The following is a 19,652-nucleotide window of genomic DNA, read 5'->3' as shown; positions in this document are numbered from 1 at the left end:
GAGTCCCGAGCGCGGGGGACGGTCACTCACCCGTGAAGACGGGCGGCCGCTTCTCCGCGAACGCGCGGAGCGCCTCGACCCGGTCCTTCGTGCCGAGGCAGTCCTGGTACAGCCGGTTCTCCAGCTCCAGCGCCTCCTCGAGCGGCAGGTGGAAGCCGCCGTCGATCGCCCGCTTCGCCTGGCGCAGCGACACCGGCGCGTTCCGCGCGATGCGCGCGGCGAGCGCCACCGCCTCGTCGAGGAGCCGGGGCCCCGGGGCGAGGTGCGTCACGAGCCCCATCGCGAGCGCCTCGGCGGCGGAGATGCGGCGCGCGGTGAGGACGAGGTCCTTCGCGCGGGCGACGCCCACGAGCCGGGCGAGGCGCTGCGTCCCGCCGCCGCCCGGGATGATCCCGAGCGCCACCTCCGGCAGGCCCATCTGCGCGCTTTCCGCCGCGAGCCGCAGGTCGCAGGCGAGCGCCATCTCGAGCCCGCCGCCGAGCGCGGCGCCGTTCAGGGCCGCGACGAACGGCTGAGGGGCCTCCTCGATGCCGCGGAGCGCCCGCCGCAGCCCATGGTGGAAGGCGTGGACGTCCTCGGCGGACATCGCCGCGCGCTCCTTGAGGTCCGCCCCGGCGCAGAAGGCCTTGTCCCCCGCGCCGGTGAGGACCACGCAGCGGAGCGCGCGATCCGCGGCCGCGCGGGCGAGGTGCTCGTCGAGCTCGCGCAGGAGCGCGCGGGAGATGGCGTTCCGCCGCGACTCGCCGTCGATCGTCCACACCTCGATGCCGCCGTCGCGGCGATCGATCCGGAGCTCCCTCACGTGCGCCTCCCCTGGTCCCTGTCCGCCGCGACCCGAGCCGGCCTCACGCGCCCGCCCCCGCGCGCGCGAGCTCCGCCTGGAGCGCCTTGCCCGGCAGCCGGCGCCCGACGAGCCGCTGCGCGAGGGCGCCCGCCGCGACGAGCCGCTCCCAGTCGATGCCGGTCTCGAGCCCCATCCCGTGCAGCATGTAGACGAGGTCCTCCGTCGCGAGGTTGCCCGACGCGCCGGGCGCGTAGGGACACCCGCCGAGCCCGCCGATGGAGGAGTCGAAGGTGGTGAGCCCCTCCTCGAGCCCCACGAGCACGTTCGCGAGCGCCGTCCCGCGGGTATCGTGCATGTGGAGCGCGAGCTCCTCGGGCCGCGCGCCCGCGAGCGCGCGCCGGACGATGTCCCGGGTCTGGCTGGGCGTCCCGACGCCGATCGTGTCCCCCAGTGACACCTGGTGGCACCCGAGCACGAGCAGCCGGTGCGCGATCTCCACCGCCTGCGCCGGGTCCACCCTCCCCTCGTACGGGCAACCCCACACCGTCGACACGTAGCCCCGCACCCGGAGCCCGCGCGCGAGCGCGGCCGGCACGAGCGCCGCGAGCTCGTCGAGCGCCTCGGCGATGCCCTTGTTGATGTTCCGCCGGGAGTGGCTCTCGGAGGCGGAGAGGAAGACGGCGGCGTCCACCGGGGCGTGCCCGGGGCCCGCGCTGGCGAGCGCCTCGGCGAGGCGCTCGAGCCCCTTCGCGTTGGGGACGAGGACGACGTACGACACGCCCTCGGCGCGCGGCAGCGCCGCCGTGAGCTCGGCGGCGTCCGCCAGCTGCGGGATCCAGCGCGGCGAGACGAAGCTCGTCGCCTCGATGCGGCGCAGTCCGGCCTCGGCGAGCGCGCGCACGAGCGCGAGCTTGTCACCTGGGGGGACGGTCCGCGCCTCGTTCTGGAGCCCGTCCCGGGGGCCGACCTCGTACACCGTGACCGGGGGTGCCATCGCGCGGATCCTAACCCTTCGCGAGTTCGGGGACCTCCGCGTCGGGAGGCCCCCGAAGGGCGGGTCGGGGCTAGCGCGCGATCGGCAGGGCGCCGGCGCGGGCGGCGGGCTCGGGCGCGGGCTCGCTCCCGCAGGGTGGCGCCGCGCCGGGGGCGGCGGCGTCGCCGAGGTGCGAGTGGATCCGCATCGAGCAGAACTTGGGGCCGCACATCGAGCAGAACTCCGCGGACTTGAACGTGTCGTGCGGCAAGGTCGCGTCGTGCTTCGTGCGGGCGGCGTCGGGGTCGAGCGACAGCTCGAACTGGCGCTTCCAGTCGAACGCGTAGCGCGCCCGGGACAGCGCGTCGTCGCGATCGCGCGCGCCCGGCCGGTGGCGGGCGACGTCGGCGGCGTGGGCGGCGATCTTGTAGGCGATGATCCCCTGCCGGACGTCCTGCTGGTCGGGCAGGCCGAGGTGCTCGGCGGGCGTGACGTAGCAGAGCATCGAGGCGCCGTGCTGCGCCGCGACGGTCGCGCCGATCGCGCTCGTGATGTGGTCGTAGCCGGGCGCGATGTCCGTGACGAGCGGCCCGAGCACGTAGAACGGGGCCTCGTCGCAGAGCTCCCGCTCCTTCTGCATGTTCATCGGGATCTGATCGAGCGGGACGTGACCCGGGCCCTCGACCATCACCTGCACGCCGTGCTGCCACGCCTTGCGCGTGAGCTCGCCGAGGACCTTCAGCTCCGCGAACTGCGCCTCGTCGGAGGCGTCCGCGAGGCAGCCCGGCCTGAGCCCGTCGCCGAGCGAGAACGTGACGTCGTAGCGCTTGAAGATCTCGCAGATGGCGTCGAAGTGCGTGTAGAGCGGGTTCTCCTCGCCGTGCGCGGCCATCCACCGCGCCAGCAGCGCGCCGCCGCGGGAGACGATGCCGGTGATGCGCCCCTTCGCCATCGGCACGATGTCGCGCAGCACCCCGGCGTGGATCGTCATGTAGTCGACGCCCTGCTCCGCCTGCGCCTCGATGATGTCGAGGAGGATGCGCGGGGTGAGGTCGACGACGTCCTTCACGTGCGCGAGGCACTCGTAGATGGGCACCGTGCCGACGGGGATCGGGCTGTGCCGGAGGATGTTCTCGCGGATGAGCGGGATGTCGCCGCCCGTCGAGAGATCCATGACCGTGTCCGCGCCGTGGCGCAGGCACACGCCGAGCTTGCGCAGCTCCTCGTCCACGTCGGAGGTGACGGCGCTGTTCCCGATGTTCGCGTTGATCTTGCAGGTCGCCGCGACGCCGATCCCGATGGGCTCGAGCTCGGGGTGCTTCACGTTCGCGGGGATCACCATCCGCCCGCGCGCGACCTCCTCGCGCACGAGCTCCGGCGCGAGCCGCTCCCGGTCCGCGACGTACGCCATCTCCTCCGTCACGATCCCGCGCCGCGCATGATGCATCTGCGTCAGGTTCGGCTGGCCGTGACGCTTCGCGATCCACTGGGCCCGCATGCGTTCTCCTCGCGCTCGATGTGGCGCGCGAACCTAGCGAAACGCACGGGTTGCGGTCAAACGGAACCCCCGTCAACGTCCACTTTTCGGGAGCCCGATCGCTCGCCGCGCCGCTCGCTGACCGCGCGGGCTCCTCACGGTCGAGCGTGGAGCGGGGCCGTCCAGATTTCTCGCCAGCCCGCGAAGCGCGACGCGCCGCGGGAGAGGATCCCACGGCGCGTCGAGGACCGCGCGTGTGCGCGTGTCTGCGGATCAGCGGAGCGCCTTGAACGCGTCCCGTCCCGCGTAGCGGGAGGCCTTGCCGAGCTCCTCCTCGATGCGGAGGAGCTGGTTGTACTTGGCGACTCGATCGGTGCGCGACGCCGACCCGGTCTTGATCTGCCCGCAGTCGCACGCCACGGAGAGGTCCGCGATCGTGGTGTCCTCGGTCTCGCCCGAGCGGTGGCTCATCACGCTCGTGTAGCCGGCGCGGTGGGCCATGCGAACGGCCTCGAGCGTCTCGGTGAGGGAGCCGATCTGGTTCACCTTCACGAGGATCGAGTTCGCGACGTCCTCCTGGATGCCACGCGAGAGGCGCGTCACGTTCGTCACGAAGAGATCGTCGCCCACGAGCTGGAGCTTCGAGCCGAGGCGCTCGGTGAGCAGCTTCCACGTGGCCCAGTCGTCCTCGGCGCAGCCGTCCTCGATCGAGACGATCGGGTACTTCGCGGCGAGGCCGGCGTAGAAGTCGACGAGCCCCTTGCCGTCGAACGCCTTCCCCTCGCCCTCGAGCTCGTACTTGCCGGAGCTCTTCTCGAAGAACTCGCTCGCCGCGCAGTCGAGCGCGAGCGCCACGTCGTCCCCGGGCTTGAGGCCCGCCTGCTCGATCGCCTGCATGATGAGCGCGAGCGCCTCCTCGTTCGAGGCGAGGCTCGGGGCGTAGCCGCCCTCGTCGCCGACGCCCGTCGCCGCGCCCTTCTTCTTGAGGACGCTCTTCAGCGCGTGGAAGATCTCGGCGCCGTAGCGCAGCGCCTCGGCGAAGCTGGGGGCGCCGAGCGGGACGACCATGAACTCCTGGATGTCCACGTTCGAGTCTGCGTGCGCGCCTCCGTTCAGGATGTTCATGAGCGGCACGGGGAGCGTACGCGCGCCGACGCCGCCGACGTAGCGGTAGAGCGGCAGCCCGTGCGCCTGCGCGGCGGCCTTGGCCGCGGCGAGCGAGACGCCGAGGATGGCGTTCGCGCCGAGCTTCGACTTCGTGGCGGTGCCGTCGAGCTCGATCATGCGCTGGTCGAGCACCGCCTGGTCGGCGGAGTCGAGCCCGACCACCGCGGGAGCGATCTCGTCGAGGACGTTCGCGATCGCCTTGCGAACGCCCTTGCCCAGGTAGCGCCGCTTGTCACCGTCCCGCAGCTCGAGCGCCTCGTGCTCGCCCGTCGAGGCGCCCGACGGCACGGCGGCCCGGCCGACGTCGCCCGTCCCGACCGCCACCTCGACCTCGACCGTGGGGTTGCCGCGCGAGTCGAGGATCTCGCGCGCGGTCACGTTGATGATCTCGGTCATCGAGTCCCTCCGTCGCGGCGCGGGGAGCGCCAGCTGGTTGCGGTGCGCGACGCGCGCCGCCACTCCGGGTGGGGGAATCTGCCCGCCGGCTCCGCGACGGTCAATCGGTATTCCGAGACCCGGCCCGAAGGACGCAGACAAGAATCGGGCGCGAGACCTCGCGGTTCGCGCCCTCGTCGGCGTTCGCCACTGGCGAGCGCCTCGAACGACTGATGAGGTCAGCCCAGGTCGATGATCACGACGCCGCGATCCTTCCGGCCGTCGTCGCGATCGGCGGGCTCGTCGGCGCCTGGCCGGTGCACGGGCTGAGGGAGCGGCAGCTCGATGACCGGACGGTCGTCGCGGCGCTGCTCTCGCTCGCGCCGCTTGATCTCCTCGATGACGTAGGCATCCAGCATGTCGCGTCCTCTCGGCCTCGTCCTCGTTTCCGGTCCCTGGCTGTGCAAGCTGCGTTCCCTCGGGGACGTCTCTCCGTTCGCGTTCTCCTGTCTTAACGATGCGCCCGGGCGGCGCATTCAGATGTCCCGACAAGGGCTATGAATCATCGTAGTCCCCGCCGAGAGGGGGGGTCAAGGATGCGTGATCGCGCTGCCGGAGCTGCCGTGAGGCCGGTCAGGGTGCGAGCGGGCGGGCGTGGTACGCGCGACACGTGACGTGCGGCCTGCGCACGCTTCGAGCTACTTGCCCAGCTCTGCGCGCCGCTTGAACGCGTCGAGCGTCCTGGGCAGCTGCACGCGCGTGAGCTCGTCGGCCACGCGATCGACGATGACCTGCGGCACGAGCGGCGGCTTCGCGATCTGGATGTCCACGGTGTACCGGGCGCGCGTCTTCCCGCCCGCGTCCTCGAGCTCCCAGGAGCCGCTCGAGACCTTCATCATCTCGCCGGAGACGAGCGACCAGGCGACGCGGCGCGGCCGCTCCTCCACGTGGCGCAGGAGGTAGCGGATCTTCTTCACGCCGACGTCGAGCTCGTACTCGACCTCCCGGCTCGACGGGCCGCCGCCCTTCACCCGGCAGGCCTGGATCCCGGGCACGAACTCCGGGTAGCGCCCGTAATCCACCACCAGGTCGAAGAAGCGCTCCACGGCGACGTCGATGAGGACCTCACGCGAAACGGCGGTCATTCGTCTCCTCCCTGGGCGAGGCGCCCCGCGGCGGCTCCCCCGCCCGCCGCGGGGGCGGCGAGCGGCGTCCTGATGCCCGTGGTCCGGCGCGCGGGCGAGCTCGTGGATGGTCTCGATGTAGCGAATCGTCCCCGCCGCCGCGGCGCTGCGCTGCGTCGTTCACGGCAGGTCCGCGAGCGCCTCGCCGGCGGAGAGGCGTTCCAGCAGCTCGCGGGGCATGCGCTGGACCTTGCCGTCCCGGTCCACGCACGCGTGCACGGTGTGGCCGGTGACGACGAGCTCGCCGCCCCGGACGATGCGGTACCCGAACCTCGCCGAGGCGCGGCGCGCCTCGACGAGGGCGGTCTCCACGGTGAGGAGATCGTCGTAGCGCGCGGGCGTGCGGTAGCTCACGTGCGCCTCGACCACGGGCAGGAGGAGCCGGTGCTGCTCCTCGAAGTCCCGGTAGCGGAGCCCCTTCGCGCGGATGAACTCGTTCCGCCCCGCCTCGAAGTAGCGCAGGTAGTTCGCGTAGTAGACGACGCCCATCTGATCCGTGTCGCCGTAGATGACGCGGATCTCGGTGTTCACCATGATCGAAGCCTCGCCGAGGACTCCCGGGCGCGCGACGCGCCGGGTCTGGCAGGAGGGCGCGCGCGGCAGGCAAGGCGAGCCGCGCGCCCCTGAAGTTCACACGCTCTCGATGCGGATGAGCCGCGTGGGCGCGAGCGTGGTCGGATAGCGGTCGATCTCGTCGATGGCGCCGCGCAGGTCCGCCTCGCGCGCCTGGTGGGTCACGATGACGAGAGGCACGGGCTGCCCCTGATCGTTCTGCTCGCGCTGCTGGACCGCCGCGATCGAGATGCGGTGCTCGGCCAGCTTCGAGGCGGTGCGGGCGAGCACGCCCGGCGCGTCCTTCACGGAGAAGCGGAGGTAGTACGCGCAGCGGACCTCCTCGTGCGGGCGCAGCTCGACGAGCGGCCGGTCGGGCGGGAGCGGGACGCGCCCGGGGCTGCCGGCGAGGATGTTGCGCGTGAGGTCGATGATGTCCGACACGACCGCGCTGCCGGTGGGCATCGCGCCCGCGCCCTGCCCGTAGAGCATGGAGGGCCCGAGCGCCTCGGAGCGGAGCACGACCGCGTTCATCGCGCCGCGAACGCCCGCCAGGAGCGAGCCCGCCGGGATGAAGGCAGGGTGCACCCGCGCCTCGATCTGATCCGGGGCGCCTGCGGCCGCACCCTCCGCCGGCCCGGTGCGCCGGGCGATGGCGAGCAGCTTGAGCGCGTAGCCGAACTCGCGTCCCCAGCGGAAGTCCTCGGGGCTGAGCGCGGTGATCCCCTCCGTCAGGACGTCCTCGGGCTTGAGCCGCGCCCCGAACGCGAGCTGCGCGAGCACGCAGAGCTTCTGCGCCGCGTCGCCGCCGGAGACGTCGAGCGTGGGATCCGCCTCCGCGTAGCCGAGCCGCTGCGCCTCCCGGAGCGCGTCCTCGAAGCGCGCGCCCTGCTCGTCCATCGCGGTGAGGATGAAGTTCGTCGTGCCGTTGACGATGCCGTGGAGGGAGTTGATGCGGTCGGAGGCGAGCGCCTCCCGCAGCGTGCGGATGATCGGCACGCCGCCGCAGACCGCCGCCTCGTAATAGACGTCCACGCCCTGCTGGCGGGCGAGCCGGAAGATGTCCTCGCCGCGCGCGGCGAGGAGCGCCTTGTTCGCGGTGACGACGTGCTTCCCGCGCTCGAGCGCGCCGCGGACGAGGTCGAAGGCGCTGTCGACGCCACCCATGAGCTCGACGACGACCGCGATCTCGGGATCCTCCAGCAGGTCCTCCACGCGCGTGGTGAGGAGCGCGGGATCGAGCCCGACCGCGCGCTCCTTGCCCGCGTCGCGCACGGCCACGCGGCGCACCGCGATCCGCGCGCCGAGCCGCGCCTCGATGTCGTCCGCGTGGCTGCGGAGGATCGAGAGCACCCCGCCGCCGACGATGCCGAACCCGGCGATCCCGATACCCACCTCGCGCATCACTTCCCTCCGACCCGATAGGCGCGCAGCACGGCCCGCACCTGCGGCGTCACCGCGGAGCCCACCACCGAGAACGTCTCGAGCTTCACCGGGCCGACCCCGGGCGCGTAGGTGATCTCGAGCACGTTGTCCGCGTCTCGCCCGGCGCGGTTGTGGGCGCGCACGCGAACGCAGCCCTCGAACACGCCCGCGGGGGTGGACACCGCCTCGCCCACCGCCGCGATCTCGTACCGCTCGGTCGAGCTCGCCGACACGATCGAGGTCCAGCGCGTGCCCGTCGCGATGGGGCCGCAGAGCAGGCGGCGCGTCCGGTCGTGAAGGCAGGCCGTGTCGGAGCGCAGCTCTCCGCGCTCGGTGTCCTTGAAGTAGCCGTCCGCCGTGCGCTCGACGATGCGGACGGTCCGCTCGTTCCCGCGCCGCTCGGGCGGCAAGGCGGGCGACTCGTCGCGGTAGATCCACTCGTTCCCGACCGCGAGAGGGAAGTAGTCGGCCGGCACGGCGCCCGGCGTGGGGCGCGCGGTCCGCGGCGCGGGCGCGCGGGCACAGGCGAGAGCGATCACGGAGACGGCGGCGAGGGAGCGGAGCCTCATGGGGCCCGCATCTTAGCGGAAACCGCGGACCCCGAGGCCTCCGCGCGCGCGGAGAGGTCCGCGAGCGCCTCCCGCGCGGCGCGCCGCACGGCGGGATCGGGGTGACCGGCCTCGAGCGTGAGCAGGTACCCTTCCGCCTCCGGCCCGCCGATGTCACCCACGATGCGCGCGACGCGCGCCGTCAGCGCCGGGTCGCCTCCCTGCGCCACCTCGATGAGCGGGCCCACCGCGCGCCGGTCGCCGATCTGGGCGAGCGCCCCCACCGCGCGCTGGACGATCTCGGGGTCGCCGTCGCGCAGCCGCTCGAGCAGCGCCGGAACCGCCTCCGGGCTGCGACGGTCGGCGAGCACGCGGATGGCGTGGTCGCGCACGCGGGCGTCCCCGGAGCCGAGATCGGCGAGGAGCGCGTCGAGCGGCTTCGCCTCGGCCGCGAAGCCGAGCGCGAGCCCCTTGGCCGCGTCCGCCGCGGCGGCACCGAACGCCGTGCGCCAGGCCTCCCGCGGCGAGCGCGCCGTGAGCGTCGCGGTCGCGGTGCTCGTCTCGCGCACGAGCTCGCCCGCGTCCGGGTGCGTGGGCGCGAGCTGGAGCTCGATCGCGATCTCCACCCGTGGCGCGCTGCCCGCGAAGCCGTCGGGCGCGAGCCGCACGCCGAGGACGTCGACGCGCGCGCGGTACGAGCGCTCGCCGTCCGCGAACCGGAAGCCCGCATCCCCGAGCGCGGCGCGCGCGGCGGCCTCGAGGGAAGCAGCGTCGAGGCCCGCCTCCCGCAGCGGCTCCGCCAGCGCGCCGTCGGCGACGCGGACGCTCGCGATCGTCGCCGGCGCGGCGCCGCGGCGGCACGCGGGCGCCGAGGCGAGCAGGGCCGCGACGGCCACGATCACCCCGGTGACGCCTCGGCGCGCGCTCCGCATCGCCTACCCGCCGGCGCTCGATCCGCCGTCGTCCCCTGCCGGCTCCGGCGCAGGCGGCGCCGGTGGAGCGGCCGGAGGCTGGTCGGCCGCGGCGGCGCCCTCGCGAGCGCCCTGCGCCGGGGCTCCGCCCGCGGAGCCCCCTTCCGCGCTCGCCGCGGCGGCCTGCCCCTGAGGAGCGCCCTCGCGCGAGCGACCTCGGCCACCCCGGCGGCGCCGGCGGCGACGGCGACGGCGACGGTCGCCGGCTCCGGCCTCGCCGGGCGCCGCCTCGGCCCCGGAGGCGGACTCACCCTCGGCCGCAGCCTCGGTCTCGTCCTCCTCCTCGTCCTCGCCCTCCGGCCCCTCGTCGTCGAGCTCCGCGGCGACCTCGATGGAGGTGCGGACCGGCGGTCCGAGCCCTTGCGTCGTGCGGGTCGTCGCGACCGCCTCGGCGGCCGCCACCGCGCTCGCGATGACCTCGGCCGCGGCGGGCTCCCGGACCGGTCCGCCGGCGGGCTCCTCGGCCGGCTCGGCCTGGACCGCCTCGACCGACACGATCCGCTCCTCGCGGCGCCCCCCACGCGGCTCCCGCTCCCGCGGCTCCCGCGGCTCTCGCGGCTCTCGCGGCTCCCGCGGCTCTCGCGGCTCGCGACGCTCGCGCTCCTCGCGGCGGGCGCGACGGGCGGCCTCCTCCTTCTCTGCCTCCTCGGCCGCGGCGCGGAAGAAGTCGTCGTTGACCTCGGGGATCACCACCGGCACCGTGCCGAGCCCGGCATCCGCGAACGCCTCGGCGAGCGCCTCGCCGCAGAGGAGCACGATCGGCAGCTGCCCGGCCGCGGTCGCCTCGCCGCGCGCCTCGCGCGCCGCCTCTCCGGCGCTGATCACGATGCCGATCTGGGCGCCGTAGTGGGCGAGATCGCGGCGCAGCTCCGTCACGTCGCGGCGCGACGCGTCCGCGCCGTTGCGCACCACCCGGATGCCGTGGCGCAGGTCGCCGAGCCCCATCTTGAGACGCGCCGTGTAGATCACGTGCTCCCGGCTGCGCTTCGCGACCTTGAGCTCGCGGAAGCCCATCTTCTCGAGCAGCCTGGCCGCGACGTGCTCGACCGTGGCGGCGTCGCACTCCCGCAGGCGGCGTCGCAGCCCGGCAAGGGCCGCCCGACGCAGGTCGGTCGCGGTCTGGACCGGGGCGGGCCGCGCGACGACAGGAGCCGCGACGCGCTCGCCCGGCTCGGGCTGCGCGACGAGCGTCACGGACTCACCGTCGATGAAGAACAGCGGCTTGCGGCCGGCAGACTCGCGCCTGCGGTTGTCCTCGACGAGCGCGGCCCGCAGCGAGCCGGCGTCGCGGACGAACGCGTCCGGCATGAGCATCCGCTCCGCGCCCTGCGCGGCGATGTCCGCGAGCGAGAGCGCACGGCCCGCGCCGGCCAGGATCTCGTAGGCCACCTCCGCAGGCGGCGGGAAGCGGCGCCCGCGCCGCTCCTCCTCCTCCTTGCGCCTCGGCCTGCCCGCCTCCCCGCGCCCGGTGCTGCGGGCGAGCTCGCGGGAGGGGACCGGGTGGCGCTCGCGCCCCCGATAAGAGGGCTCGCCTTCGGGAGGCGGCTCGACGAGCGTCTCCAGCCCAGCCGGGTCCTCGTCGAGGCCCCATTCGGTCAGCGCAAAGGTGCCCTGCTGCACCGGGATCACCCGCCGGTCCTCATGCGGGAGGCGGCAGTGCGCGGCGAGCTGATCGGCCATCGTCTCCTCGGGAATCTTCCCGACGTGGTCGAGCAGGCTCTCGCGGATCGCGATCTCCGTGAGCTTCCTGAAGTGGAGGGGCTTTCCTTCGCGCCGCAGCACCTCGATCGCTGCTTCCGTGAAGGTCATGTACGTCCTTGGGAGAGGGGAGAAGAAAGAGCGGCGGCCCGCGCGTCGGGGGCCCGCATCGGAGCGGACATCTTCGTGCCGTGTCCCTGCCCTGTCAACGTTGAAAGTGCCTGATTCCGCGGTGATTCTTGGGATCCCATGATCCGGATCCGAACGGGCGCGAGCTGGAAGCACGACCCCGGGCTGACCGCCTCGCTGCGCCGCGCCGAAGGGCCAGCGCGGGTGGCCGCAGCGCGCGCGGTCGTCGACGCGCTCGCGATCGAGGTCGACGGGATCGACATCGCAGCGGGTCGGGCGGAGGGTGCCCTCCTCCCCTCCCTGGAGGCGCTCCTCCGCGCGATCGCCCGCGTGGTCGGCGGCGAGGCCCACGCCGCGGTGCCGTTTCGCGACGGCGAGCTCGAGCTGGTCATCCGCCGACGCGGCTCGAGCGCACTCTTGACCGTGGTGACGCTCTCCCGGCCTTCGCGCGTGCTCGCGCGGGACGTGGAGGTCGAGGTGGACGCGCTCGCCGCCGCAGCGCTGGAGGCCGCAGCGGCGTTCTGCCGCGAGCTCGGCGAGATCCTGCCCGAGGAGGCCGCGCGGGAAGGGCGCCGGCTGCGCGCCGCCGCCCGAGCGATCCGGCGCGCCGAGGCGCCCGCGCCCGGTCCCCGCGAGGGCGGCCGGACGCGCGCGCCCCGCACCGCCGGGACCGCGGGACGCATCACCTGCACCCTCGAGCTCTCCGACGAGGAAGGGCATCTCCTCGCCTACGAGGGCGGCCGGCCCGACCTCGGATCGCTGCTCGTCCCGGGCCGGCTCACGCTCCGTGGCGCGGACGGGACGACCCTCGCCGTCTTCCCCGGGATCCCGTTCCTCGCGCTGCGCGATCTCGGCGCGGGGGTGGATCGACTCCTCGCCGCGTTCCGCCGGGGCGAGCCGCGCTGCGAGATCGCGCTCGCGCGGCCCGGCCGCGGCGGCGTGACGACGCTCGTGCTCGATCTGCGGGAGGGCCAGCTCATCCGGCCGGAGGGGCGGGCCCCCTGCCCTCCGCTCGAGCTCGCCCGGGCGCTCGCCGAGGCCGCCGTGGAGCTCGGGCACGTCGCGCGGGCCCGGAACCCGCGCCAGGCGGAGAACGCGCACCTCGCGGATCTGGAGAGCGCGGCGGCGGAGCGGCTCGCGCACGTCGAGGAGCTCGCCGAGGGCGATCGCCCGGCCGATGGGCTCCCGGGCGCCGAGCAGGCGCGGGCGCCGAGCGCGCGCGCGCCGTCGCAGCGGCCGCTCGGGCCGGGTCAGCTCCGCCGGCTCGCGTTCCGGCGCGTGTTCGAGCTGGACGTCGGCGCGCCCGCCGGGACGGGGCTGCACGTGCGCGGCGGGATGGTGCTCTCGGCAGGCCGGGCAGCGGTCGCCGCGGTCGAGCGGAACACCGGGCGCGTGCTGTGGCGCGCGCCGGGCGCGGCCCACGCCGCGGTGCTGCCCGGCACGCTGCTCCTCTCGCGCGGCGGCGCGCTCGAGGCGCTCGCGCTCCGCACCGGACGGGCGCTCTGGACGCAGCCCTTGCCCGGTCCGCCGGCCTTCGCCGCGCTCGCGTTCGCCCGCGGGCCGTTCCTCGTCGTCGGCGGCGGCGCGCTCACCGCGCTCGATCCCTCCAGCGGCCGGACGCTCTGGCGGCTCCTGCCCCCGGGCGCGGGGCGGCTCTCCGCGACGGCGTTCGGCGGGATCGTCGCGGTCGGAGCGGACACCGGGTTCGTCTACGGCGTCGATGGGACCGGCCGCGTCGTCTGGCGCGTGCGCGGTCCCGGCCCCGTGGTGCGGCCCCCCGCGGCGCTGGCGGGGCTCGCGCTCGTCCTGTGTGCCGTCGACTCCGGGGTGGGCGCGGTGGCGGTCGCCCTCGACCCGGCCGGCGGTGCGCGACGCTGGGAGGCGCGCCTCGATCTCGTCCCCTCCGGCCCGCCCATCGCGTGGGGGCGCCGCCTCGCCATCGCGGGGGCGCTCGCCGGAGATCCGATCGTCGCGACGCTCGACGAGGCCGGCGCCCCGGCGTGGTCGGTGGTGGCGCCGCTCGCCGGGCCGCCCGCCATCGCGGCCGCCGGCGCGCTCCTCGTGGCGCGCGATCCGGCGGGAGGCGTCGTCGCCCTCGGCCGTGACGGGGCCGTGCGCTGGAGCCGTCCGGCGCCCGCCGGGGCGCCCGCGCCCGGCGCGGTGCCGCCCGCGATCGCCCGCGGCACCGTCATCGCCGCCGCCGCGGACGGCGTCGCCGCGCTCGACGCGCGCACGGGCGAGATCGTCGGCGCCATCCCGGGCGTCGCGCCGGTACGCGTGGCGGTGGACGCCACGCTGGGCCTCGCGCTCATGGACGCGGACGGGCTCGTGACCGGCTACCGGGTCGCGACGCACCTCAGCCTGGTGGCGTAGAGCGAGCTCGGGGTGGGGCTCACGCGAAGCGCGGAGCGGCCCCGAAGCTAGACCCCAATAAACAGCCGCTTACCGAAGTTGAGGGCGAGATCGGCGTCGAAGATCTTCTGCGCCGCCGCCTCGATGTCGTAGGGGACGCGGTGGTACTCGACCACCCGCTCGTCCGAGTCGTACAGGACGAACGCCGCGCGGTTGTCGCAGTCACGCGGCTGTCCGACCGAGCCGACGCTGATCACGTACTTGTAGCCGCGGCGGAGCCCGAACCGGGGCGCGACGACCTCCGTCACGTCCCCCGCCGCGTTGAGCGCGAACGCCTTGCAGAGGTGAGAGTGCCCGAGGAAGTTCACGTCCGCGAGCGCCTCCAGGTGAGGCAGCAGCTCGCGCGCCTGCTCGATGGCGAAGACGTACTCGTACGCCTCGGGGTCCACCGGGCTCGCGTGCGTGAACTGCGCGTTCTCGAGCCGGTGCGCGTACGGCAGTCCGCGCAGCCACTCGAGGTGTCCCGGCTCGATCCGCGACGCGGTCCAGTCGAGCGCGTGTCGCGCCGCGTCGTAGTAGAAGCTGTAGTCCATCCGCCCGGCGACGGCCGCGTCGTGGTTGCCGAGCAGCGTCATCGCCGCGCGCGCCCGGACGAGCGCGCAGCACTCGTTCACGCTCGCTCCGTACCCGACGACGTCCCCGAGGCACAGGATCGTGTCCGGCCGAAGCTTCTCGAGGGCGCCGAGCGTTTCGGTGAGCGCCTCGAGGTTCGAGTGGATGTCGGACAGGATGCCGATGCGCATGCGCCACGCGCCCCCCGGGCGCGTCGGGATGCTAGCCGCCGCGGCGAAGGGTCGTCAACTCGCGGACGCGCCGTTGAACAGGTCCAGCTCGACGTCGTCGAAGTGCGCGAGGCGCCGCGCCTCCGCGTAGCGGGTGAGGATCTCCTCGGGCGCGAGCGTGCGCAGCCGGTCGAGGGAGAACCGCTCGACCGTGAAGCTCGCGAGCACGCTCCCGAGCACGATCGCCCGGCGCATCACGCCGGGGTCGAGCTTGCCGTTGCGGGCGAGGTACCCCATGAACCCGCCCGCGAAGCTGTCCCCCGCGCCGGTCGGATCGAACACCGAGGCGAGCGGGACGGCGCAGGCCGCGAAGACCTCCTCGCCCGAGAAGTACAGCGAGCCGTACTCGCCGCGCTTCACCACGACGGCCTTCGGTCCGAACGACAGGATCCGCCGCGCGGCCTTCACGATGTTGTGCTCCTCGGCGAGCTGCCGCGCCTCCGCGTCGTTCACGAACAGCATGTCGACCCGGCGGAGGGTCTCGAGCAGGCTCTGCCGCTTGGAGGAGATCCAGAAGTTCATCGTGTCGCACGCGACGAACCGCGGCCGGCGGACCTGGTCGAGCACCGCGCGCTGCAGGTCCGGATCGATGTTCCCGAGGAACACGAACTCGGAGTCGCGGTAGGGGTCGGGGAGCTCGGGCCGGAACTCGGCGAAGACGTTCAGCTGGGTGTCGAGGGTGTGGGCGGTGTTGAGGTCGAACTCGTACCGCCCCTTCCAGCGGAAGGTCCGCCCCGGCCGGCGCACGAGCCCGCCGAGGTCGATCCCGCGCGAGGCGAGGAACCGGACGTGCTCCTCGGGGAAGTCCTCGCCCACGACCGCCACCACGCGCGTCGGGCCGAAGAAGCTCGCGCACGTCGCGAAGTAGGAGGCCGAGCCCCCGAGCACCTCCTCGCGGGCGCCGAAGGGCGTCTCCAGGGAGTCGAGGGCGACCGAGCCGACGGCGAGCAGCGCCATTTCACGCGACCTTTCCGCCGGCGAGGCCGGCCAGGGCGCACGATTAGCCCGCCACGGGGAGGCCGGTCAACGACTGCGCGCGCCGGGGGTCGCCCGGCCCGCCCTCCGCGGCGAGCTGGCCGCACGCGGCGGAGATGTCGCGGCCGCGGTTCTTGCGCACGACCGCGGTCAGGTTGCGCGCGACGAGCGCCTCCTGGAACGCCGCGACGCGCTCGGGCGCGGGCGCGTGGAACGGCAGCCCGGGGTTCGCGTTGTACGGGATGAGGTTCACCTTGGTGGGGATCCCGCGCACGAGGCCGGCGAGCCGCGCCGCGTCCTCGAGCGAGTCGTTCACGCCGCCGAGGAGCACGTACTCGAACGTGATCCGGCGCCCGTTCCGCACCGGGAAGCTCCGGCACGCGTCGAGGAGCTGGGCGAGCGGGTAGCGCCGGTTGATCGGCATGATCGCGTCGCGCTGCGCGTCGGTCGTCGCGTTGAGCGAGACCGCGAGCTTCACCGGCGTCTCCTCGCCGAGCTTGCGCATCACCGGCACGAGGCCGCTCGTCGACACCGTCACGTGCCGGTGCGAGAAGTTCGGGCCGTCCTCGGCGAGCAGGAGGTCGAGGGCGATCTTGAGGCTGCGGTAGTTCGCGAGCGGCTCGCCCATCCCCATGAACACGAGGTTCGTGAGCGGGCGCGGGCCCTCCCCCTCCCCGAGCTCGACGATCCGCCGGTTCGCGCGGTGGACCTGGTCCACGATCTCGCCCGGCGTGAGGTTCCGCGCGAGGCCCATGGTGCCGGTGAGGCAGAACGTGCAGCCCACCGCGCAGCCCGCCTGCGACGAGACGCAGAGCGTCCGGCGATCCGTCTCCGGCAGGTACACCGACTCGATGAGCTTCCCGTCGTGCGTGCGCCAGGTCCACTTGATGGTGCCGTCGACCGAGCGCTGCTCGGTCGCCCGCTCGAGCGTCGTGAGCGTCGTGCGCTCGGCCAGCGCGGCGCGGAGCGCCCTCGGCACGTCCGTCAGCTCGTCGAGGGAGGCCGCGCCCTTCTGCTGGAGCCAGCGGAGGAGCTGCCGCGCGCGGAACGGACGCTCTCCGAGCGACGCGACGAGGGCGGTGAGGTGATCGAGGGGCAGGGACCTGAGGTCGGGCCGGGCCTCCGGCCGATCGGGGTCGAGCGACGCGCTCATCGGGCCTCTCTTAAGCGTTGCTGGCCGCGCGCGCCGTGGGCTCCGCCGGGGCCTCGGGAGGCGCCGCGCGCCGCGCGATCTCGACGCGGGCGACGCGCCGCTCGTCTCCCGCCCGCACCGTGAACGTGAGGCCGTCCCAGGCGACGATCGCGCCCACCGCGGGTACCCGCCCGGCGGTGGCGGTCACGAAGCCGCCCAGCGTCTCGTAGTCCCCCTCCTCCGGGAAGCGCACCTCCGGCGGCCGCTCCTCCCCCGCCGCGGTGGCGGCCTCCTCGAGCCGCTCGTTCAGGTAGGCCTCGAGATCGTGCACCGGGATCCCGGCCTCGGCGAGCCACACGCCCGGCGCGATCGCCTTCACCGGCGCGGCCTCGACGTCGCCCTCGTCCTGGATCTCGCCCACGATCTCCTCGATGACGTCCTCGAGGGTGACGAGGCCGCTCGTGCCGCCGAACTCGTCCACCACGACCGCGAGGTGGGTGCGGCGTCGCTGCATCTCCTTGAGGAGGCGCGAGATCTTCATGCCCTCCGGCACGAAGAAGGCGGGCTTCACGCAGCGCTCGAGCGAGATCGCGCGCGCCTGCCGGAGGTCCTGGATGATCTCGCGGACGAGGAGCACGCCGACCACGTTGTCGATCGAGCCCTCGTAGACGGGCATGCGGCTGTACGGATTCTCGGTGACGATGCGGAAGAGCTCGTCCTGCGGCGCGTCCCGGTCGATCGCCACCATCCGGGTGCGCGGCACCATGATCTCCTTGGCGACGCGATCGGCGAACTCGAGGACGCTGTTGAGGAGCTCCTCCTTCACCTCGTCGAGGACGCCCTCCCGCGTACCCATCTCGATGAGGTACTCGATCTCCTCGCTCGTGACACCCGGGGCCGTCGCGCCCTGCTTCCCGCCGAACAGGCGGAAGAACCCGCTCGTCGCGTGCGTGACGGCCGACGAGAGGGGCCACATGGCCCACGCGAGCGCCTGGGCGAACGGGATGAGCGCGAGCGACGCCTTGACCGGGTGTCGCTTCCCGAGCGTCTTCGGGATGATCTCGCCGAAGAACAGGATGACGATCGTCGCCACCGCGGTCGCGCCGGTCACGCCGGTCGCGTCGGTCCACCCGGCGCGCGCGGCGAGCGTCGCGCCGATGGCGGCGGCGAGCGCGCCCGCGCCGATGTTCACGAGCGTGTTGCCGATGAGCAGGGTCGAGAGGACGCGCTCGGGGTGCTCGATCCAGACGCCGAGCATCCGGGCGCGCCGGCCGCCCGCGTCACGGAGCTGCCGCGCGCGCGCGTCGCCGAGCGCGGTCAGCGCCGTCTCGGTGCCGGAGCAGAACGCGGACGCGACGAGGAAGAAGATCCCGAGCAGCCACTTCCATGTCGGCACCGCATCCAAGCCCGCGCGCTCCTTTGCCCCGAGACGACGAAACCCGTCCGGGGTGGACGGGCGAGGGAGATTGTAACCGGAAACGGCAATCGGGCCGGCACCCTATCGGGTACCGGCCCGACTACCCTCAACAACATTCGAAACTTACGCCTTCTTCCACTCGTACGGATGGAGCTCGATCTCGCGGAAGAAGTAGCCAACCTCGACCTTGGCGTTCTCGAGGCTGTCCGAGCCGTGGACGGTGTTCTTCTCGATGTTCGAGGCGAAGTCCTTGCGGATGGTGCCCGCCGCGGCCTTCGCCGGATCCGTCGCGCCCATGATCTCGCGGTTCTTCGCCACCGCGCTCTCGCCCTCGAGGACCATGAGGACGACGGGGCCGCTCGTCATGAACTTCACGAGGTCGCTGAAGAAGGGACGCGCCTTGTGGACCGCGTAGAAGCCCTCCGCCTCGGCGCGGGAGAGGTGCGCCATCCTCATCGCCACGGGCTTCAGGCCGGCCTGCTCGAAACGGGCGACGACCTGGCCGATGACGCCCTTCTCGACGCCGTCGGGCTTGATGATGGAAAGGGTGCGCTCGATCGCCATGTTGCGTTGCTCCTCGTGCATCAGCGTGTGATCGCGGGCGCGCCCTAGTCGCGCTCCCGCTTCGCCGCCTTCCGGGCGGACTTGCCGCCGCGCTGGGAGGGGGCCGCGTTGCGGGACGCCGCCCCCTTGCGCGCCGGCGCCTGGGTGGACGCGCGCTTGCCCGCGGCGGCGGGCCGGTGCCGGCTCCGACGCTCGAGGGCCTCCTTCATCGCGCGGCCGAGCAGGTGCGGTCCTTCTACCACGTTGATCCCCGCCTCGCGCATCGCCGCGATCTTCGCCTCGGCCGTGCCGCTCCCGCCGGAGACGACGGCGCCGGCGTGGCCCATGCGCTTGCCCGGGGGGGCGGTGCGGCCGGCGATGAAGCCGACGACCGGCTTGGTCATGTGATCGCGCACGAACGCGGCCCCGCGCTCCTCCTCGGTGCCGCCGATCTCGCCGATCATGATGACGGCCTCGGTCTCGTCGTCCGCCTCGAACTCGCGCAGCACGTCGATGAAGTCGGTGCCGTGCACCGGGTCGCCGCCGATGCCGACCGCGGAGGACTGGCCGAGGCCGAGGTCCGTGAGCTGCTTCACGGCCTCGTAGGTGAGCGTGCCGGAGCGCGACACCACCCCGATGCGCCCGGGCCGGTGGATATGCCCGGGCATGATCCCGATCTTGCACTGGCCCGGGGTGATGAGGCCCGGGCAGTTCGGCCCGACGAGGCGCGTCTGCGGGCGGTCCGCCAGGTACCGGCGCACCCGGACCATGTCCAGGACGGGGATGCCCTCGGTGATCGCGATGACGAGCGGGAGGCCCGCCTCCGTCGCCTCGATGATCGCGTCGGCCGCGAACGGCGGAGGCACGAAGATGACCGCCGCGTTGGCGCCCGTCTCCTCCACGGCCGCGCCGATGGTGTGGAAGATCGGGACCGTCCCCTGGAACTTGGTGCCGCCGCGGTTCGGCGTCACGCCCGCGACGACGCGCGTCCCGTACTCGAGCATCTGCTCGGTGTGGAAGCTCCCTGCGGAGCCCGTGATGCCCTGCACCAGCACCCGGGTGTTTCGATCGACGTAGATGCTCACGCTTCCTCCGCGCCTGCGACCCG

The 19,652-nt window shown here is 73.8% G+C and carries 18 protein-coding genes; 1 reads left to right on the top strand and 17 read right to left on the bottom strand.

Annotation, left to right across the window (positions count from 1 at the left end; genetic code table 11):
- Nucleotides 1-22: 22 nt before the first annotated feature.
- The 11 genes from MNY62_RS17490 to MNY62_RS17440 all read right to left on the bottom strand — a co-directional run bounded on the left by MNY62_RS17490 (nt 23) and on the right by MNY62_RS17440 (nt 11,265).
- Nucleotides 23-802: an enoyl-CoA hydratase-related protein gene (locus tag MNY62_RS17490; protein ID WP_242345480.1), complete on the bottom strand. Its 780-nt coding sequence runs from the start codon at nt 800-802 to the stop codon at nt 23-25.
- Between the two features lie 43 nt (nt 803-845).
- Nucleotides 846-1,778 (bottom strand): hydroxymethylglutaryl-CoA lyase, encoded by a 933-nt coding sequence (locus MNY62_RS17485; RefSeq protein WP_242345479.1) that lies wholly within the window; start codon nt 1,776-1,778, stop codon nt 846-848.
- A 70-nt stretch (nt 1,779-1,848) separates the two neighbouring features.
- Nucleotides 1,849-3,255 (bottom strand): phosphomethylpyrimidine synthase ThiC, encoded by a 1,407-nt coding sequence (thiC, locus tag MNY62_RS17480; protein ID WP_242345478.1) that lies wholly within the window; start codon nt 3,253-3,255, stop codon nt 1,849-1,851.
- Between the two features lie 252 nt (nt 3,256-3,507).
- Nucleotides 3,508-4,797 carry a phosphopyruvate hydratase gene (eno, locus tag MNY62_RS17475; protein ID WP_242345477.1) on the bottom strand — a complete coding sequence of 430 codons (1,290 nt, stop codon included), beginning with the start codon at nt 4,795-4,797 and terminating at the stop codon, nt 3,508-3,510.
- Between the two features lie 218 nt (nt 4,798-5,015).
- Nucleotides 5,016-5,195, bottom strand: a complete 180-nt coding sequence (locus MNY62_RS17470) for a hypothetical protein (protein WP_242345476.1) — start codon at nt 5,193-5,195, stop codon at nt 5,016-5,018.
- Nucleotides 5,196-5,474: 279 nt separating this feature from the next.
- Nucleotides 5,475-5,921, bottom strand: coding sequence for a type II toxin-antitoxin system RatA family toxin (locus MNY62_RS17465; RefSeq protein ID WP_242345475.1), 447 nt, complete (start codon nt 5,919-5,921; stop codon nt 5,475-5,477).
- A 159-nt stretch (nt 5,922-6,080) separates the two neighbouring features.
- On the bottom strand, nt 6,081-6,494 hold the full coding sequence (locus MNY62_RS17460) for an acyl-CoA thioesterase (protein WP_242345474.1): 414 nt from the start codon (nt 6,492-6,494) through the stop codon (nt 6,081-6,083).
- 96 nt (nt 6,495-6,590) lie between these two features.
- Nucleotides 6,591-7,916 carry a homoserine dehydrogenase gene (locus MNY62_RS17455; protein ID WP_242345473.1) on the bottom strand — a complete coding sequence of 442 codons (1,326 nt, stop codon included), beginning with the start codon at nt 7,914-7,916 and terminating at the stop codon, nt 6,591-6,593.
- Nucleotides 7,916-8,506, bottom strand: a complete 591-nt coding sequence (locus MNY62_RS17450; RefSeq protein ID WP_242345472.1) for a hypothetical protein — start codon at nt 8,504-8,506, stop codon at nt 7,916-7,918. The genes MNY62_RS17455 and MNY62_RS17450 overlap by 1 nt, the downstream gene beginning before the upstream one ends.
- Nucleotides 8,503-9,387, bottom strand: a complete 885-nt coding sequence (locus MNY62_RS17445) for a HEAT repeat domain-containing protein (protein WP_242345471.1) — start codon at nt 9,385-9,387, stop codon at nt 8,503-8,505. The genes MNY62_RS17450 and MNY62_RS17445 overlap by 4 nt, the downstream gene beginning before the upstream one ends.
- A gap of 33 nt (nt 9,388-9,420) precedes the next feature.
- Nucleotides 9,421-11,265 (bottom strand): HTH domain-containing protein, encoded by a 1,845-nt coding sequence (locus MNY62_RS17440; protein ID WP_242345470.1) that lies wholly within the window; start codon nt 11,263-11,265, stop codon nt 9,421-9,423.
- A 138-nt stretch (nt 11,266-11,403) separates the two neighbouring features.
- Here MNY62_RS17440 and MNY62_RS17435 point away from each other — a divergent pair, with 138 nt between their 5' ends.
- The gene (locus MNY62_RS17435; RefSeq protein WP_242345469.1) at nt 11,404-13,656 is read left to right on the top strand and encodes an outer membrane protein assembly factor BamB family protein; all 2,253 of its coding nucleotides are present in this window, start codon (nt 11,404-11,406) and stop codon (nt 13,654-13,656) included.
- Nucleotides 13,657-13,703: 47 nt separating this feature from the next.
- Here the strand turns inward: MNY62_RS17435 and MNY62_RS17430 are convergent, their stop codons facing one another.
- The 6 genes from MNY62_RS17430 to sucD all read right to left on the bottom strand — a co-directional run bounded on the left by MNY62_RS17430 (nt 13,704) and on the right by sucD (nt 19,629).
- Nucleotides 13,704-14,438: a metallophosphoesterase family protein gene (locus MNY62_RS17430; protein WP_242345468.1), complete on the bottom strand. Its 735-nt coding sequence runs from the start codon at nt 14,436-14,438 to the stop codon at nt 13,704-13,706.
- 54 nt (nt 14,439-14,492) lie between these two features.
- The gene (locus MNY62_RS17425; protein WP_242345467.1) at nt 14,493-15,434 is read right to left on the bottom strand and encodes a PfkB family carbohydrate kinase; all 942 of its coding nucleotides are present in this window, start codon (nt 15,432-15,434) and stop codon (nt 14,493-14,495) included.
- Between the two features lie 43 nt (nt 15,435-15,477).
- Nucleotides 15,478-16,605 (bottom strand): 23S rRNA (adenine(2503)-C(2))-methyltransferase RlmN, encoded by a 1,128-nt coding sequence (rlmN, locus tag MNY62_RS17420; protein ID WP_242345466.1) that lies wholly within the window; start codon nt 16,603-16,605, stop codon nt 15,478-15,480.
- A gap of 10 nt (nt 16,606-16,615) precedes the next feature.
- Entirely contained in the window at nt 16,616-17,980 is a 1,365-nt protein-coding gene (locus MNY62_RS17415; RefSeq protein WP_242345465.1) for a hemolysin family protein, read from the bottom strand.
- Nucleotides 17,981-18,124: 144 nt separating this feature from the next.
- Nucleotides 18,125-18,565 (bottom strand): nucleoside-diphosphate kinase, encoded by a 441-nt coding sequence (gene ndk / locus MNY62_RS17410; RefSeq protein WP_242345464.1) that lies wholly within the window; start codon nt 18,563-18,565, stop codon nt 18,125-18,127.
- A gap of 44 nt (nt 18,566-18,609) precedes the next feature.
- Complete coding sequence (gene sucD / locus MNY62_RS17405) at nt 18,610-19,629, bottom strand: succinate--CoA ligase subunit alpha (RefSeq protein ID WP_242345463.1); 1,020 nt, start codon at nt 19,627-19,629, stop codon at nt 18,610-18,612.
- Nucleotides 19,630-19,652: the final 23 nt, after the last annotated feature.

This window comes from Anaeromyxobacter terrae, assembly GCF_022690685.1.
Classification (GTDB): domain Bacteria; phylum Myxococcota; class Myxococcia; order Myxococcales; family Anaeromyxobacteraceae; genus Anaeromyxobacter; species Anaeromyxobacter terrae.
This window is presented reverse-complemented; position numbering and strand designations above follow the sequence as displayed.

Bases quoted from the DNA above. Each gene is read 5' to 3' on its own strand.
- MNY62_RS17455 (WP_242345473.1), bottom strand. From the start codon at position 7,916: ATGCGCGAGGTGGGTATCGGGATCGCCGGGTTCGGCATCGTCGGCGGC.
- MNY62_RS17430 (WP_242345468.1), bottom strand. From the start codon at position 14,438: ATGCGCATCGGCATCCTGTCCGACATCCACTCGAACCTCGAGGCGCTC.
- MNY62_RS17485 (WP_242345479.1), bottom strand. From the start codon at position 1,778: ATGGCACCCCCGGTCACGGTGTACGAGGTCGGCCCCCGGGACGGGCTC.
- MNY62_RS17470 (WP_242345476.1), bottom strand. From the start codon at position 5,195: ATGCTGGATGCCTACGTCATCGAGGAGATCAAGCGGCGCGAGCGAGAG.
- ndk (WP_242345464.1), bottom strand. From the start codon at position 18,565: ATGGCGATCGAGCGCACCCTTTCCATCATCAAGCCCGACGGCGTCGAG.
- rlmN (WP_242345466.1), bottom strand. From the start codon at position 16,605: ATGAGCGCGTCGCTCGACCCCGATCGGCCGGAGGCCCGGCCCGACCTC.
- MNY62_RS17465 (WP_242345475.1), bottom strand. From the start codon at position 5,921: ATGACCGCCGTTTCGCGTGAGGTCCTCATCGACGTCGCCGTGGAGCGC.
- MNY62_RS17460 (WP_242345474.1), bottom strand. From the start codon at position 6,494: ATGGTGAACACCGAGATCCGCGTCATCTACGGCGACACGGATCAGATG.
- MNY62_RS17435 (WP_242345469.1), top strand. From the start codon at position 11,404: ATGATCCGGATCCGAACGGGCGCGAGCTGGAAGCACGACCCCGGGCTG.
- thiC (WP_242345478.1), bottom strand. From the start codon at position 3,255: ATGCGGGCCCAGTGGATCGCGAAGCGTCACGGCCAGCCGAACCTGACG.
- MNY62_RS17425 (WP_242345467.1), bottom strand. From the start codon at position 15,434: ATGGCGCTGCTCGCCGTCGGCTCGGTCGCCCTCGACTCCCTGGAGACG.
- MNY62_RS17450 (WP_242345472.1), bottom strand. From the start codon at position 8,506: ATGAGGCTCCGCTCCCTCGCCGCCGTCTCCGTGATCGCTCTCGCCTGT.
- eno (WP_242345477.1), bottom strand. From the start codon at position 4,797: ATGACCGAGATCATCAACGTGACCGCGCGCGAGATCCTCGACTCGCGC.
- MNY62_RS17440 (WP_242345470.1), bottom strand. From the start codon at position 11,265: ATGACCTTCACGGAAGCAGCGATCGAGGTGCTGCGGCGCGAAGGAAAG.